This is a genomic window from Pseudomonas emilianonis, assembly GCF_023072625.1.
Lineage (GTDB): Bacteria > Pseudomonadota > Gammaproteobacteria > Pseudomonadales > Pseudomonadaceae > Aquipseudomonas > Aquipseudomonas paraveronii.
Genome location: NZ_JAKNRV010000008.1, coordinates 1 through 13,358, shown reverse-complemented (window position 1 = coordinate 13,358; position 13,358 = coordinate 1). Strand labels below are relative to the sequence as shown.

The window sequence follows — 13,358 nt, the reverse complement described above, 5'->3', positions numbered from 1 at the left end:
GCGGAGTGTCAGTCGACATCATAATCGACCGATTCACCGCTATCGGGGGCAAGCCCCCTCCCACATTCAGTTTTGCAGTGTTGGTTAGATCAGCGGGTCATCCGGCTTCTTGTGCTTCCAGCCGTCATTGCCCGGCAGCAGCAGGTTCAAACCAATCGCCACCACCGCACACAGGGCGATGCCCTTCAGGCCGAAATCGTCCGGGCCGTTGCCGGTGCCGACCAGCACACCGCCAATCCCGAACACCAGCGTCACCGACACAATCACCAGATTGCGCGCTTCGCCCAGGTCGATCTTGTGGCGAATCAGCGTGTTCATGCCTACGGCAGCAATCGAGCCGAACAGCAGGCACAGAATCCCGCCCATCACCGGTACCGGAATGCTCTGCAGCAGTGCGCCGAACTTGCCGATAAACGCCAGGCTGATGGCAAACACCGCCGCCCAGGTCATGATTTTCGGGTTGTAGTTCTTGGTCAGCATCACTGCGCCGGTCACTTCGGCGTAGGTGGTGTTCGGCGGGCCGCCAAACAGGCCGGCGGCCGTGGTGGCAATGCCGTCACCCAGCAGGGTGCGGTGCAGGCCGGGCTTCTTCAGGTAGTCGCGACCGGTCACGCTGCCCACCGCGATCACACCGCCGATATGCTCGATCGCCGGGGCCAGGGCCACTGGGACGATAAACAGAATCGCCTGCCAGTTGAACTCCGGCGCGGTGAAGTGGGGCAGGGCGAACCACGGTGCGGCGGCAATTTTGGCCGTATCGACTACACCAAAATAGAACGCCATGGCAAAGCCCACCAGCACGCCGGAGATGATCGGCACCAGGCGGAAAATGCCCTTGCCGAACACGGCCACGATCACTGTGGTCAGCAACGCCGGCATCGAGATCAGCATCGCCGTCTGGTAATGGATCAACTCGGCGCCGTCGCCGGATTTACCCATCGCCATATTGGCGGCAATCGGCGCCATGGCCAGGCCGATGGAAATGATCACCGGCCCGATCACCACCGGAGGCAGCAGCCGGTCAATGAAACCGGTGCCCTTGATCTTCACCGCGAGGCCCATGAAGGTATAAACGAAACCGGCCGCCATCACCCCACCCATGGTCGCCGCCAGGCCGAACTGGCCCTTGGCGAGAATGATCGGGGTGATAAAGGCAAAGCTCGACGCCAGAAACACCGGCACCTGCCGTCCGGTCACTACCTGGAACAGCAACGTGCCCAGGCCTGCGGTGAACAGTGCGACGTTTGGATCGAGACCTGTGATCAGCGGCATCAACACCAACGCGCCAAATGCTACGAAGAGCATTTGTGCGCCAGACAGGATCTGGCGCCAAAGCGGGTCGTTGAATTCATCCTGCATGCTCACGCGTCCTTCTGCTTGGTACCGAAGATCTTGTCACCGGCGTCGCCCAGGCCTGGGATGATGTAGCCGTGTTCGTTCAAGCGCTCATCGATGGACGCGGTGTAGATCTGCACGTCCGGATGAGCCTTCTCGACGGCGGCGATACCTTCGGGCGCGGCGACCAGCACCATGGCGCGGATGTCCTTGCAACCGGCCTTCTTCAGCAGGTCGATGGTGGCAACCATGGAGCTGCCGGTGGCGAGCATCGGGTCGATGATCATCGCCAGGCGCTCGTTGATTTCGGGTACGAGTTTTTCCAGGTAGGTATGGGCCTGCAGTGTTTGTTCATTGCGGGCCACGCCCACGGCGCTGACTTTTGCGCCCGGGATCAGGCTGAGTACGCCTTCGAGCATACCGATGCCGGCGCGCAGGATCGGCACCACGGTGATTTTCTTGCCGGCGATTTTCTCGACCTGGACGGGACCGGCCCAACCGCAGATCTCGTAGCTTTCCAGGGGCAGGTCTTTGGTGGCTTCGTAGGTGAGCAACGCTCCGACTTCCTGAGCAAGCTCACGGAAGTTCTTCGTGCTAATGTCGGCGCGGCGCATAAGGCCGAGCTTGTGTCGGATCAGCGGATGGCGGATCTCGCGAGTGGGCATGGGAAAGGCTCCGGCGGCGGGCAAAAAAACCGGCCTAGATTAATCTATCCGAGGGTGTTGTCCTATAGACATCTAGCACGTTAGTCCATTAAGGCTTGATCGTTGCGCTTCACATGCGTACCTTTGCCCGCTTTTCTTGCCACAGCACCCCCTGGAGAGCGCCATGTCTGCTGATCTAGAGCATATCCGTCAAATCATGCGCGAGGCTGACTGCCTGTACACCGAAGCGCAAGTCGAAGAGGCGATCGCCAAGGTTGGCGCACAGATCACCCGCGAAATGGCCGACACCAACCCGGTGGTCTTCTGCGTGATGAATGGTGGTCTGATCTTCGCTGGAAAATTGCTGACCCATCTGCACTTCCCGCTGGAAGCGTCCTACTTGCACGCCACACGTTATCGCAACGAAACCAGCGGCGGCGACCTGTTCTGGAAAGCCAAGCCGGAAGTCTCGTTCATGGACCGCGACGTGCTGATCATCGATGACATCCTCGATGAAGGGCATACCCTGGGCGCAATCATCGACTTCTGCAAACACTCCGGCGCCCGCAAAGTCCACACCGCCGTGCTGATCGACAAAGACCACGACCGCAAGGCGCGGCCTGAAATGAAAGCCGATTTCGTCGGCCTGCCGTGCATCGACCGCTACATCTTCGGTTACGGCATGGACTACAAAGGTTACTGGCGTAATGCCAATGGGATTTACGCCGTTAAAGGGATGTGATCAAGGCATCGGCGCAGGGTTGGCATGCTATCGTGCCTGGCCTCTGCGTCTGGAGTTGTTCATGAGCCTATTGATTCGCACCTGCGCCGCCCTGGCGCTGAGCCTCAGCCTGCCGCTGGCCGCCGCCCCGGCGCCGATGCATAGCCAATTCCTGCCGCCGGACGATCTGGCCCTGCGCGCCGCAGCGCCCGATCAGCAGCAACTGTTGCAAGTCACCGAGTACGCGGTGGTGGTGGGTAACCAGCGTCAATCCACGCAACAGCCGATCCCCGTGACGTCGCCGTTGATGATTCGCCTCAAGGGCAAGTCCTTGAACAAAGGCGCGACCATCGCTCAGGTGATCCTCAATTTCGACGCCGAAAGCAAAAGCCTGAAAAAGCCGGTGTTCGACGACAAGACCAGAACCCTGACCCTGTCCTACCCTGCGGTCCAATACCGCATGATCGTCGACCTGCTGCGCAATGACACGGTGTATGTGCAGTTCCTCAGTTATGCCAACGGGCATATCTGGGCGGATTTGCACACCGGCGCCGTTCGCTCCAAGTAGCGAGAACACTGAAGAACCAAATGTGGGAGGGGGCTTGCTCCCGATTGCGGTGGATCAGTCAATGAGATGTCGACTGACACCCCGCAATCGGGAGCAAGCCCCCTCCCACAGTGGTTCTCAGTGCTTTCGAAGCCGGCGCCTCGCAGGTAGACTTCAACCCCCGTGTAAATGTCTGCAGGCTGGAGTCGGTAATGCGTAAAGATAAGAAACAGGTGATTGGTGACGAGATCGGCGACGATCAAATCAAGTTGTTCCTCGACTTCGAGCCGGTCGACGCGACTTCACCGTCCCTGCACAAGCTGACCAAGGCCTACCGTGGCCTGCGTATCGACGACTTCGAGCGCTTCCTGGGTTTCTTCAAGGAAGCCGGCCTGGACCTCGACGGCAAGGACGAGCATGGTCAGACTTTTGTCGACCTGATCAAGGACCAGCGCAACGCCGCCGAGTACATTGAGCTGATCGATAACGCCCGCGGCTGATCGCAGGCGAAAAAAAGCCCCGCTTCTCAGATCGAGAAGCGGGGCTTTTTTATCTCGAGGCCTTAAGCGTAGCTTTCAGCTTCGTTGTTGTGCTCAACCAGTTCCAGGCTGATGTTGTTCTGCGCGTTGATCTTGCGGTACAGCTCGGCGTCAGTCTCCAGGACCTTTTCACGGGCCGGGAAGATCTCGTGCAGCTTGGCCGCCCACTCGCCCGCAGTCTTGTCCGGGAAGCAACGCTCGATCAGTTCGAGCATGATCGACACCGTCACCGAAGCGCCCGGGGACGCGCCCAGCAGCGCCGCCAGCGAGCCGTCTTTGGCTGCGACCAGCTCGGTGCCGAATTGCAGCACGCCGCCTTTTTTCGGGTCTTTCTTGATGATCTGTACCCGTTGGCCGGCCACTTCCAGGCGCCAGTCTTCGGCTTTTGCTTCCGGGTAGAAGCGGCGCAGGGATTCCAGGCGCTGCTCCATGGACTGCATCACTTCGCTGACCAGGTACTTGGTCAGGTCCATGTTGTCCCGGGCCACGGCCAGCATCGGGCCGATGTTGCCGGCGCGTACCGACATCGGCAGGTCAAGGAACGAGCCGTGCTTGAGGAACTTGGTGGTGAAACCGGCGTAAGGCCCGAACAGCAGGGACGTCTTGCCGTCGACCACGCGGGTGTCCAGGTGCGGCACGGACATCGGTGGCGAACCCACGGCGGCCTGGCTGTAGACCTTGGCCTGGTGGTGCTTGACCACTTCCGGGTTATCGCAACGCAGCCACTGGCCACTGACCGGGAAGCCGCCGAAGCCTTTGCTTTCTTCGATGCCCGAGGCTTGTAGCAGCGGCAGGGCCGCACCACCGGCGCCGAGGAACACGAACTTGGCGTCCACGTCGCGGCTGTTGCCGCTGTTGACGTCCTTGATGCTCACGGTCCAGCCCGCGCCATTGCGCTTGAGGCCGGTCACGCGCTTGCTGTACTTGACCTGCGCATCGGGCGAGCTGGTCAGGTGGCTCAGCAACTGGTTGGTCAGGGCGCCGAAGTTGACGTCGGTGCCGTTCTGCACGCGGGTCGCGGCGATTTTTTCGTCGAGCGGGCGGCCCGGCATCATCAGTGGCATCCACGCAGCCATATCGCTGCGGTCTTCGGTATAGCGCATATCCGAAAATGCGTGGTGCTTGCTGAGGGTTTCAAAGCGTTTTCTGAGGAATGCCACGCCTTTGTCGCCCTGCACGAAGCTCAGGTGCGGCACTGGGGTGATAAAGGACTTGGACGAGCCAAAGGTGCCTTTTTTGGTCAGGTACGCCCAGAACTGCTTCGACACCTCGAACTGGGTGTTGATGTGGACGGCTTTCTTGATGTCGATGGAACCATCGGCGGCCTGGGGTGTGTAATTCAGCTCACACAGCCCGGCGTGGCCGGTACCGGCGTTGTTCCACGGGTTGGAACTCTCCGCGGCACCCGAGTCCATCAGCTCAACGACTTCCAGCTTGAGGCCGGGGTCGAGCTCTTTGAGCAGTACGGCCAGGGTGGCACTCATGATGCCGGCCCCTACCAGTACTACGTCGACTGCTTCGTTATGCGCCATTTAACGCGTCTCCAAAATCTGCAGCACCAAATTGACGGCATGGCTGCCAGGAGTGACGGGGCGGTTCACGTGTTGCCCCAGGTTACCCATGGCCAGGATCGCCATGTCCGTTTCGCAATTCTTTGCAACTTCAGCGCACGCTTCCTGCCGGGCTAATCTGCCTATGAACGCATTCATGGGCGACTGTGGCAATTCGACTTATGGTCAACGGCGTGCGATTAGTGCAATCAATCCGTAGCGGACAGGCTCAAGCTCCGGTTTTTAAGGAGTACTCGGTCCTGTGTGATTGGGCTGTTCCAGACGCTGATGGTGCTTGTACAAACGCCAAACTATTCATTTGCTCGCCACACTCTTGTGAAGTTGTGAAAACCCGTTTTTTTCACGCTCTTTTGAAGACGTGAACCTCAAAAAAGGGCTGCCCAGCCTGGCACCTGGCCCGGAAAACCTTGCCGGCATGCGGCAAAACGGGCAAACAACTCAAGTGGCCGAGCGCAATGGCAGCTCTGGCAGATTCGGTAAAGGCGGGTGGATTGCAAAGAAAACAGCAAGCGCGCCAGCTTCACACGATCTGTGTGGGCGGCTCTCTGTGGGCGATCTGGGGGGGCTAATGCCGAGGCATTAACGATGTTGCGAGGCCCGATCAGGAGACGTCCTTATAATCGGGGGGAGATTGTAGCGAAGAACGCTAAGGAAATGGGCGTGTTTTATGACTTTTATTAGGCGTTTGGTCAGGCGGTCAACGGCTGGTGATGCGCCGACTGCGCCGAGCGCGCGCTGATGCGGGCGCTGGCGGGCAGTGGGTGGTGCATCCAGCTCAAGCGAATTTCTTCGATTTCCACCCAGCCATCGCCGACCGGAGGCTGGCTGCACTCTTTGAAGGCCTGGCAGCGACCTTGCGCATCGAGCAGGGCAAATTGGCGAAGGACGGGTTTGCGTGTAAACAGCGACCAGAGAAAAGACATGGGATCGACCTCCTGAGATTGAGACCAAGCATGCCTGCGGGGGATGACGAGTCCGTGTATCGACTGTGACATAGAGGTGACATCGAACCCCTACAGTGCCCACGAGTCATAGGTTGTAACTGACGCTAGTTCCCGGCGAGGGCCGCCCGCTATACTGCTGGCCTGTCGGTACTCGATTTCTGGAGAGAAGAGCATGTTGCAACGCCTGTTGTTCGGTTTGATCACTGTGACCAGTTTGGCCCTGGTTGGCTGCGCCAATAGCCCGCAACAACTCAGCCCGCAACCGAAGCTCACCACGCAGTTGGCTCCGGTGGGTCACGGTCAGCCGGTATCGGTGCGTGTGGTGGATGGTCGTCCTTCGCCTACCCTGGGCTCCCGTGGTGGCTTGTACCCGGAGACCGCCCTGGTGTCGGTAAGCGCCGCCGACGTGCTCCCCAAGCTGCAAGCCCAGGCTGAAGCAGCGGTGCGTCTGCTCGGCTTTACCCCGGCGAACTCGCCGGGCGCTCCGCAGTTGACCATCACCCTGGCCGAGCTGAAATACCAGTCGCCCAAAGAAGGCCTGTACGTGACTGAGGCCTCTATCGGTGCGACGTTCAAGTCCGACGTCAGCGCCGGCACCCGTCGCTACAGCGGCCGTTACGGTGCGTCCCTCAACCAGCGCTTCGGCATGTCACCGAACCAGGAAACCAACACCAAGCTCGTCAGCGATGTCTTGAGCGACGCCCTGACCCGGTTGTTCAAGGACCCGAGCATCGGCCAACTGCTCAGCTCGCAATAACGGTTGATAAAAACCGGGCTCAGCGCTGAGCCCGGTTTTTTTGTGCCTGGCGTTTCATGCCGCGGTGTCGATACCGAAGTCGAGCACGCTCACTCCGGTCAGCAGATCTGTCTCCGGCAGGTCCGCATGCTGGTGCCCGCCAAGGGCGCAATACACCAGCCAGTGGCGGTCCTGGACGTTGAACGCGAGGCCGCCGATCAGCGCCTCTTGCTCATCGCTTGGGGCAATCAAATACAGCCGATCCTGGTTTTGCGCGTGCAACATGACAAGCTCCCGAGTGTTCGAAGGGCCATAGAGTGAACGGTTAAGGTGACGTTCAGGTGACGCCGGAAATTACTGGATACATTAGCCGTCAATGGGGGAGGGAGCTTTAGGCGCAGGAGGCGACTATCGTTCAGGTTTGTATCTGAACTGATACCAAGGCACTGTTTCAACGAGGTTTGTGATGGCGCTGCCCGGACTGCTGATCAATGTTGTTGCTCTATTAGTGGCTTGCCCTGGGGCTGCGCTGCTATTCATTACCCGTTTGAAGGAACAGCGCGCCATGGCCAGGCTCGCCGCGCAAAGCGAAGAGCGCGCCATCGACCAGCCCATGCTGTTTCTGGATGTGCGCACCGAACGGGCGCATCGCCTGGCTTATCGTGTTGGTTTCGCCTGCCTGGGGTTCGCGCTGCTGAGCTCATGGATCAGTACGCGTTTTTAGTTGCGCCCTGAAACGACTGTGGGAGCGGGCTTGCCTGCGATAGCGGAGTAACAGTCGGTACATCTGTGACTGAACCACCGAATCGCAGGCAAGCCCGCTCCCACAGGTTTGGATAGGTGTATTACAGCGGGATGCCCGCCTTGACCCGATATTGATTGCGTACTGGTGTTGCATATTGCACCACCAGAAACGGCCGGTGTTCGACCGGGCACTCGTTCAAGCGCCGCTCCCACTCTGCCTTGGCCTTGGCCAGTTCGTCGGCCGGGAAGAGGTCTGCAGCCTTGGATACCTGCAATTGCGGGTCGGCGTCACTCCACTGGGCATATGCCAGGTAGTGAACCGGGAATAAGCGATAACCCCCGAGAATCTGCCGGTCCATTTCCACGGCGAGCAGTTTGGTGTCTTCGAAACGCTCGGTGATCGGTGGCGCAAAGTTCACATGCACCCGGCCTTTGTAGCCGGTAATGCCCAGGGCAATGCTCACATCGTCTTCGCCCGGCGCCTTGGTGTAGGTGCCGGTGGTGGCGCGGATGTACAACTCGCGGGCCTTGGCGGCATCGCATGGGTCGTACTCGTAGCTGATGGACACCGGCGTCAGGTTCAGCGACTGGATCACCTCGGCAAACGGCTCGTCCTTGCGGCTGACGTGAAACATCTTGAGGATCGCCGATTCGGTGCGGTCATCCCCATCCTTGGCGCGGCCTTCGGCCTGGGCGATCCAGATCGACTGACAGTCGTGGCGGATCGAGTGGTTGATGTAAGCCGACAGCAGTTGGTAGGCCGCCATCTTTTCCTTTCGCCCGGTGATCGAGCGATGCACGATGAAACTTTTGTTCAGGCGCATCAGGTCGCTGACAAACGGTTTTTGCAGCAGGTTGTCGCCAATGGCGATACGCGGCGTCGGCAGGCCGGCGTGATACACGGCATAGTTGACGAAGGCCGGGTCCATCACGATATCGCGATGGTTGGCCAAAAAGACGTAGGCGGTGCCCGATTTGAGCTGTTCCACGCCGGTATAGGTCACGCCGTCGGTCGCTCGATCAATGGTGTGGTCGACGTAATACTCGACTTTGTCCTGCAGCGTGGCCACGGTGGTGACACCGGCGAATTCACGGCGTAGCTTGCGGGCGATCATTGGCTTGAGCAGCCAGCCCAAGGCGCCGGCAAAGCGCGGGAAGCGGAAGTGGGTCAGGATGTCCAGAAAGGCCTTGTCACTGAACAGCCGCTCCAGCACTGCCGGGACTTCGCTGTCGTTGTAAGGTCGGATGGTATCGAATTCGCCCATCATGCTCTCTTGTTAGAAACGGCTAGGGTAAGTAGAGAAAATACCAGGGTGCGGCCTGAGTAATGGGCTCGGCCGAAATATAACCCTGTAAATAGACCGGCGATTATACGCACAAGTCACCTGGGAGGCTGCGATGCTGGAAACTGCGCTGTACGATTGTCCTTATTGTGGCGAGGTGGTGGAGACCACGGTGGATTTATCCGGCGGTGACCAGACCTATATAGAAGACTGTCAGGTGTGTTGCCGACCGATCATTTTCAGCCTGCAGGTCCATGGTGAAGAGTGGATGCTCGAAACTCGCAGCGAAAACGAATAGCAGGTGCGCCCATGCAGCGAATCTATGAACCGGAAAACCTGATGGAAGGCGAGTTACTGCAGCAGATGCTCGCCAGCGAAGGGATCGAGGCGCACTTGGTGGGGGCCCATTTGCTCGGTGGTGCGGGCGAGTTGCCGATTTTCGGGCTGCTGGGGCTGGAGGTGGACAATGACCAGGCCGCCTCCGCCCGCGAGCTGATCACCATCTATAACGGCGCGCAACCGTTGCCCGGTGATGAACCCGACAACTTCCCTGACGTATTGGTCTGTTAGGCTGTCGGTCGGTTTACCCAAGAGTCGTGTTGCCCCATGTGTGGACGTTATGCCCTGTTTCGCTGGAATCCCACGTTTGCTGCCTTGCCGGGCTTTCCGGCGGATCAGCAGGCCCAGTGGAATATTTCTCCGAATGATTCGGTGCTGATCCAGCGCGCCGCCGACGGCCAGCGCACCCTGGCGCGCGCCCGTTGGGGCCTGACACCGCCATGGCTGACGGACCTTTCCCGCACCCCGGCCCATGCCCGCGCCGAAACCCTGGCTGAGCAACCGATGTTTCGCGAAGCGTTTCGTCAGCGTCGTTGCCTGCTGCCGGCCAACGGTTTCTACGAATGGCGTGGCACCCAGCGCAAGCGGCCGTACTGGCTGACGCCAGGGGAAGGTTCGACGCTGTTTTTCGCGGCTATCTGGGAAGCCTATCCAGTGCAGGAGCAGGTGTGGTTGAGCACAGCGGTGGTGACGCAGGCGGCGCAGAGTCAGCGGCGGCCGTTGATTCTGGACGCGGCGGGGCAGGAGGCGTGGCTGAACCCCGAAACGCCCTTGCACGTATTACAGGGGTTGCTGGCCAGTGAGCCCGTCCCTTTGCGCGAGCGGGTTTTGGCCAATATGGTCAATGATCCCAAACTCAATGGGCCGGAGTGCCTGACCCCGGCTTGAATTTTGATCGGATTGATCCAGCCTGCTGCTGTGGCGGGAATGTGGGATGTATCCGAAATTTAGCGTCTGCACGTCTGATGTATCTGGCGTCGATACAAATCACCGCCTAGGATACCCGCCATGTTTTCAGGGCGTCTTTCAGGGAGAGTGTGTTGATGAAGAAATCATTGGCCGTAAGTGTATTAGCGGCGGCGGTGCTGCTGGCCGGGTGTCAGTCGGTCAACACCACCAGCGGCGGTGCCGTTGGGGTGGAGCGCAAGCAGTACATGTTCAGCATGCTGTCGAGCCAGGAAGTCGACCAGATGTATGCGCAGTCCTACCAGCAGACCCTGGGTGAGGCTGGCGGCAAAGGCCTGGTGGACAAGACCAGCGCCAACGCCAAACGCGTGCAGGCCATCGCCAACCGCCTGATCGCCCAGGCGCCTACCTTCCGTCCGGATGCGGCGCAGTGGAAGTGGGAAGTGAACCTGATCAAGAGCGATGAGATGAACGCCAACTGCGGGCCGGGCGGCAAGATCTTCGTGTACAGCGCGTTGATCGATAACCTCAAGCTCACCGATGACGAACTGGCTGCGGTGATGGGCCATGAAATCGCCCACGCCTTGCGTGAACATGGCCGTGAAGCCATGTCCAAAGCCTACGGCATCGAGATGGCCAAGCAAGGCGCCGGCGCGTTGTTCGGCCTGGGCCAGGACAGCCTGGCGCTGGCCGATACCGTGGCCAACTACGGCATGACCTTGCCCAACAGCCGCAGCAATGAAAACGAAGCGGACCTGATCGGCCTGGAATTGGCGGCCCGTGCCGGTTACAACCCGAACGCCGCCATCACGTTGTGGAACAAAATGGCCAAGGCTTCGGAAGGCTCGCCACCGGAGTTCATGAGCACTCACCCGGCCTCCGACAGCCGGATCGCCTCGTTGCAGGCGGCGATTCCGAAGGTGATGCCGCTCTACCAACAGGCCAAGAAGTCCTGATAATCCAAGCCTTATGAAGATCCAAATGTGGGAGGGGGCAAGCCCCCTCCCACAGTGGATTGGGTTTGCGGGCTTAGATCCTTAGATCCAACCGCTGCTTTGCATGGCCTTGTACACCGCAACGATTGCCAGGACAAAGAACGCCGTAGCCGCCAGTCGACGAATCAAGGTCAGCGGCAATTTCTCCGCGGCAAAATTCCCCGCCAGAACCACCGGTACGTTGGCAATCAACATGCCCAGGGTGGTGCCGATAATCACCAGCCACAGCTCAGGGTATTGCGCCGCCAACATCACCGTGGCGATCTGCGTCTTGTCGCCGATTTCGGCGAGGAAGAACGCAATCAGGGTGGTCAGGAACGGCCCGAACTTGCGCGAGGTACTGGCTTCGTCATCGTCGAGTTTGTCCGGCACCAGGGTCCACAGCGCCGTGGCGCAGAAGCTCGCCGCGAGAATCCAGTGCAGTACCGCTGTCGAGAAGAAACTACCGAACCAGGCACCCACGGCACCGGCGGCGGCATGGTTAGCCAGGGTCGCGGCGATGATGCCGGCGATGATCGGCCAGGGTTTGCGAAAGCGTGCGGCAAGGATGAGCGCGAGCAGTTGGGTCTTGTCGCCGATTTCGGCCAAGGCAACGATTGCGGTAGGTACGAGCAATGAATCCAGCATCAGGTAGGTTTCCAGGGGCGGGTCGACACGGCTATGACACGTACAGCCTTCCCGCCCCGGGTAAGGTGTGCGTGTCATAGGTCTTGTCAAACCCCGGTCCGTCTGAGCGGACTCCTGGGTCGCATACGCCATGGTCTGTTGACCAAGTATGTTGACGTATGCCGGACGAGCGTGGCGCTCGTGGGAGACTACTCCCCTAGGACGGAGCGGATTCTGCCTAGGCGAAATCCATTCGGCAAGTGTTCTTTTTCAAACGCCTGTCAGCCGCGCTTGGCGCGATAGATGCGAAAACCGTTGCCTTCGGCCTTGATCGCACACACGCCCAAGTGCTCTTCGATCAGTGGCTGGTACTTCAGGAAACTGTTGGCAACCAGCCGAAGTTCGCCGCCTTTTGCCAGGTGTTTCGCGGCTTTTCGCAGCAAGTTCTCCGTGGCGAAGTAATCGGTGTGTACCCCCACATGGAACGGCGGGTTGCTCAGGATCGCGTTCAAGCCCATCGGCGCGGCGTCGATGCCATCCGCCGTCAGCACCTCGGCTTCCAGACCGTTGGCGGCCAGGGTCAGGCGGCTGCTGGCGGTGGCGAAGGCATCCACATCCAGCATCGTCACTGTATTGTGCGGGTAGCGACGTTTGACCGCCGCGCCCAACACTCCAGCGCCGCAACCGAAGTCCAGCAGGTGGCCACTGGGCAGTTTGTCCAAGTGCTCCAGCAACAATTCGGTACCGCGATCCAGGCGGCCATGGCTGAATACGCCCGGCAAGCTCACCACCTTCAGCGGCCCTTCGGCCAGCGGCACTTCGAAGACCTGCGCCAGGCTCTCCAGCTCCACCGCTTGCGGCGTGTTGGCCACGGTGATTTGCCACAACTGGCAGTGGCGCGCGTTATCGAGTTTGCGCGGCTTGCCGAAGGGGATCATCTGCTTGGCGGCGCTTTCGATACCGCCTTTTTTCTCCCCCACCAGAAACAGCTCGGCGTCGGGCAGGCGTGCGGCCACGGCGTTGAGCAGGTAGTCGGTCAGGTCCTTGGACTTGGGCAGGAAGATCACTGCCGCATCAAACGCGCGCTGCGGCACATTCACGCCGAACTGGCTGCGCTCGGGGAAACGTGCGTCGAGCGCAGCCTGGTCACCGGCATGCCAGCACCAGCCATGCGCATTGGGCAGGCGGCCGAGCAAATCGTCGGCGGGCAACCCCACCAGCAGCAGGTTGCCTTGAAAAAGTTCGGCCTGACGAAGCAGTACTTCACTGCGCGGATCCATGGTCTGCTCCTTGAAAAGGGGCGCAGTTTATCAACTGACGACGCGCAGCGGGGCGCCGCTGAAAAAGCCGCGGGCGTTTTCTGCCAGTTGACCGACGATCCGCTGCCGCGCTTCGCGACTGCCCCAGGCATTGTGGGGCGTGACGATGAAGCGCGGGATGTCGCCGGC

17 protein-coding genes, 1 pseudogene and 1 riboswitch are annotated in these 13,358 nt (G+C 60.0%); of the genes and pseudogenes, 9 read left to right on the top strand and 9 right to left on the bottom strand.

Annotated elements, in window-relative coordinates; genetic code table 11:
- Nucleotides 1-84: 84 nt before the first annotated feature.
- Both L9Z73_RS02045 and upp read right to left on the bottom strand, forming a co-directional pair.
- Nucleotides 85-1,359: a uracil-xanthine permease family protein gene (locus L9Z73_RS02045; RefSeq protein ID WP_247395975.1), complete on the bottom strand. Its 1,275-nt coding sequence runs from the start codon at nucleotides 1,357-1,359 to the stop codon at nucleotides 85-87.
- Nucleotides 1,360-1,361: 2 nt separating this feature from the next.
- Nucleotides 1,362-2,000, bottom strand: coding sequence for a uracil phosphoribosyltransferase (upp, locus tag L9Z73_RS02040; RefSeq protein WP_247395974.1), 639 nt, complete (start codon nucleotides 1,998-2,000; stop codon nucleotides 1,362-1,364).
- Nucleotides 2,001-2,163: 163 nt separating this feature from the next.
- On the opposite strand from upp, the gene L9Z73_RS02035 reads away from it, so the two are divergent.
- The 3 genes from L9Z73_RS02035 to L9Z73_RS02025 all read left to right on the top strand — a co-directional run bounded on the left by L9Z73_RS02035 (nucleotide 2,164) and on the right by L9Z73_RS02025 (nucleotide 3,747).
- On the top strand, nucleotides 2,164-2,721 hold the full coding sequence (locus L9Z73_RS02035) for a hypoxanthine-guanine phosphoribosyltransferase (protein WP_247395973.1): 558 nt from the start codon (nucleotides 2,164-2,166) through the stop codon (nucleotides 2,719-2,721).
- A 61-nt stretch (nucleotides 2,722-2,782) separates the two neighbouring features.
- Nucleotides 2,783-3,268, top strand: a complete 486-nt coding sequence (locus L9Z73_RS02030) for a hypothetical protein (RefSeq protein WP_247395972.1) — start codon at nucleotides 2,783-2,785, stop codon at nucleotides 3,266-3,268.
- A gap of 191 nt (nucleotides 3,269-3,459) precedes the next feature.
- The gene (locus tag L9Z73_RS02025) at nucleotides 3,460-3,747 is read left to right on the top strand and encodes a PA4642 family protein (protein WP_048723922.1); all 288 of its coding nucleotides are present in this window, start codon (nucleotides 3,460-3,462) and stop codon (nucleotides 3,745-3,747) included.
- 62 nt (nucleotides 3,748-3,809) lie between these two features.
- On the opposite strand, the gene mqo is transcribed toward L9Z73_RS02025, so the two are convergent.
- Nucleotides 3,810-5,318, bottom strand: coding sequence for a malate dehydrogenase (quinone) (mqo, locus tag L9Z73_RS02020; RefSeq protein ID WP_247395971.1), 1,509 nt, complete (start codon nucleotides 5,316-5,318; stop codon nucleotides 3,810-3,812).
- 728 nt (nucleotides 5,319-6,046) lie between these two features.
- Nucleotides 6,047-6,280: a hypothetical protein gene (locus tag L9Z73_RS02015; RefSeq protein WP_247395970.1), complete on the bottom strand. Its 234-nt coding sequence runs from the start codon at nucleotides 6,278-6,280 to the stop codon at nucleotides 6,047-6,049.
- A 193-nt stretch (nucleotides 6,281-6,473) separates the two neighbouring features.
- On the opposite strand from L9Z73_RS02015, the gene L9Z73_RS02010 reads away from it, so the two are divergent.
- On the top strand, nucleotides 6,474-7,058 hold the full coding sequence (locus L9Z73_RS02010; protein ID WP_247395969.1) for a YajG family lipoprotein: 585 nt from the start codon (nucleotides 6,474-6,476) through the stop codon (nucleotides 7,056-7,058).
- Between the two features lie 54 nt (nucleotides 7,059-7,112).
- Here L9Z73_RS02010 and L9Z73_RS02005 read toward each other — a convergent pair whose 3' ends face one another.
- Nucleotides 7,113-7,322, bottom strand: a complete 210-nt coding sequence (locus tag L9Z73_RS02005) for a hypothetical protein (protein WP_247395968.1) — start codon at nucleotides 7,320-7,322, stop codon at nucleotides 7,113-7,115.
- 181 nt (nucleotides 7,323-7,503) lie between these two features.
- Here L9Z73_RS02005 and L9Z73_RS02000 point away from each other — a divergent pair, with 181 nt between their 5' ends.
- Nucleotides 7,504-7,761 carry a hypothetical protein gene (locus L9Z73_RS02000; protein WP_247395967.1) on the top strand — a complete coding sequence of 86 codons (258 nt, stop codon included), beginning with the start codon at nucleotides 7,504-7,506 and terminating at the stop codon, nucleotides 7,759-7,761.
- A gap of 121 nt (nucleotides 7,762-7,882) precedes the next feature.
- Here the strand turns inward: L9Z73_RS02000 and L9Z73_RS01995 are convergent, their stop codons facing one another.
- Nucleotides 7,883-9,046, bottom strand: a complete 1,164-nt coding sequence (locus tag L9Z73_RS01995; RefSeq protein WP_247395966.1) for a 1-acyl-sn-glycerol-3-phosphate acyltransferase — start codon at nucleotides 9,044-9,046, stop codon at nucleotides 7,883-7,885.
- Nucleotides 9,047-9,179: 133 nt separating this feature from the next.
- Here L9Z73_RS01995 and L9Z73_RS01990 point away from each other — a divergent pair, with 133 nt between their 5' ends.
- From L9Z73_RS01990 to L9Z73_RS01975, 4 genes are all read left to right on the top strand, one after another.
- Nucleotides 9,180-9,362, top strand: a complete 183-nt coding sequence (locus tag L9Z73_RS01990; RefSeq protein WP_247395965.1) for a CPXCG motif-containing cysteine-rich protein — start codon at nucleotides 9,180-9,182, stop codon at nucleotides 9,360-9,362.
- An 11-nt stretch (nucleotides 9,363-9,373) separates the two neighbouring features.
- A complete protein-coding gene (locus L9Z73_RS01985; RefSeq protein WP_247395964.1) occupies nucleotides 9,374-9,634 on the top strand; it encodes a putative signal transducing protein in 261 nt (86 codons plus the stop codon).
- Between the two features lie 36 nt (nucleotides 9,635-9,670).
- Nucleotides 9,671-10,291 carry an SOS response-associated peptidase gene (locus L9Z73_RS01980; protein WP_247395962.1) on the top strand — a complete coding sequence of 207 codons (621 nt, stop codon included), beginning with the start codon at nucleotides 9,671-9,673 and terminating at the stop codon, nucleotides 10,289-10,291.
- A gap of 155 nt (nucleotides 10,292-10,446) precedes the next feature.
- Entirely contained in the window at nucleotides 10,447-11,265 is an 819-nt protein-coding gene (locus tag L9Z73_RS01975) for a M48 family metallopeptidase (RefSeq protein WP_247395959.1), read from the top strand.
- Nucleotides 11,266-11,346: 81 nt separating this feature from the next.
- Here L9Z73_RS01975 and L9Z73_RS01970 read toward each other — a convergent pair whose 3' ends face one another.
- From L9Z73_RS01970 to L9Z73_RS01960, 3 genes and pseudogenes are all read right to left on the bottom strand, one after another.
- Nucleotides 11,347-11,931 (bottom strand): TMEM165/GDT1 family protein, encoded by a 585-nt coding sequence (locus L9Z73_RS01970; RefSeq protein WP_247396011.1) that lies wholly within the window; start codon nucleotides 11,929-11,931, stop codon nucleotides 11,347-11,349.
- 88 nt (nucleotides 11,932-12,019) lie between these two features.
- Nucleotides 12,020-12,141: riboswitch (yybP-ykoY riboswitch) on the bottom strand.
- A 50-nt stretch (nucleotides 12,142-12,191) separates the two neighbouring features.
- Complete coding sequence (locus L9Z73_RS01965; protein WP_247395957.1) at nucleotides 12,192-13,190, bottom strand: class I SAM-dependent methyltransferase; 999 nt, start codon at nucleotides 13,188-13,190, stop codon at nucleotides 12,192-12,194.
- A gap of 30 nt (nucleotides 13,191-13,220) precedes the next feature.
- A pseudogene (locus L9Z73_RS01960) lies at nucleotides 13,221-13,358 on the bottom strand (glycerate dehydrogenase); the annotation flags it as partial.

Bases quoted from the DNA above. Each gene is read 5' to 3' on its own strand.
- L9Z73_RS02045 (WP_247395975.1), bottom strand. From the start codon at position 1,359: ATGCAGGATGAATTCAACGACCCGCTTTGGCGCCAGATCCTGTCTGGC.
- upp (WP_247395974.1), bottom strand. From the start codon at position 2,000: ATGCCCACTCGCGAGATCCGCCATCCGCTGATCCGACACAAGCTCGGC.
- L9Z73_RS02035 (WP_247395973.1), top strand. From the start codon at position 2,164: ATGTCTGCTGATCTAGAGCATATCCGTCAAATCATGCGCGAGGCTGAC.
- L9Z73_RS02030 (WP_247395972.1), top strand. From the start codon at position 2,783: ATGAGCCTATTGATTCGCACCTGCGCCGCCCTGGCGCTGAGCCTCAGC.
- L9Z73_RS02025 (WP_048723922.1), top strand. From the start codon at position 3,460: ATGCGTAAAGATAAGAAACAGGTGATTGGTGACGAGATCGGCGACGAT.
- mqo (WP_247395971.1), bottom strand. From the start codon at position 5,318: ATGGCGCATAACGAAGCAGTCGACGTAGTACTGGTAGGGGCCGGCATC.
- L9Z73_RS02015 (WP_247395970.1), bottom strand. From the start codon at position 6,280: ATGTCTTTTCTCTGGTCGCTGTTTACACGCAAACCCGTCCTTCGCCAA.
- L9Z73_RS02010 (WP_247395969.1), top strand. From the start codon at position 6,474: ATGTTGCAACGCCTGTTGTTCGGTTTGATCACTGTGACCAGTTTGGCC.
- L9Z73_RS02005 (WP_247395968.1), bottom strand. From the start codon at position 7,322: ATGTTGCACGCGCAAAACCAGGATCGGCTGTATTTGATTGCCCCAAGC.
- L9Z73_RS02000 (WP_247395967.1), top strand. From the start codon at position 7,504: ATGGCGCTGCCCGGACTGCTGATCAATGTTGTTGCTCTATTAGTGGCT.
- L9Z73_RS01995 (WP_247395966.1), bottom strand. From the start codon at position 9,046: ATGGGCGAATTCGATACCATCCGACCTTACAACGACAGCGAAGTCCCG.
- L9Z73_RS01990 (WP_247395965.1), top strand. From the start codon at position 9,180: ATGCTGGAAACTGCGCTGTACGATTGTCCTTATTGTGGCGAGGTGGTG.
- L9Z73_RS01985 (WP_247395964.1), top strand. From the start codon at position 9,374: ATGCAGCGAATCTATGAACCGGAAAACCTGATGGAAGGCGAGTTACTG.
- L9Z73_RS01980 (WP_247395962.1), top strand. From the start codon at position 9,671: ATGTGTGGACGTTATGCCCTGTTTCGCTGGAATCCCACGTTTGCTGCC.
- L9Z73_RS01975 (WP_247395959.1), top strand. From the start codon at position 10,447: ATGAAGAAATCATTGGCCGTAAGTGTATTAGCGGCGGCGGTGCTGCTG.
- L9Z73_RS01970 (WP_247396011.1), bottom strand. From the start codon at position 11,931: ATGCTGGATTCATTGCTCGTACCTACCGCAATCGTTGCCTTGGCCGAA.
- L9Z73_RS01965 (WP_247395957.1), bottom strand. From the start codon at position 13,190: ATGGATCCGCGCAGTGAAGTACTGCTTCGTCAGGCCGAACTTTTTCAA.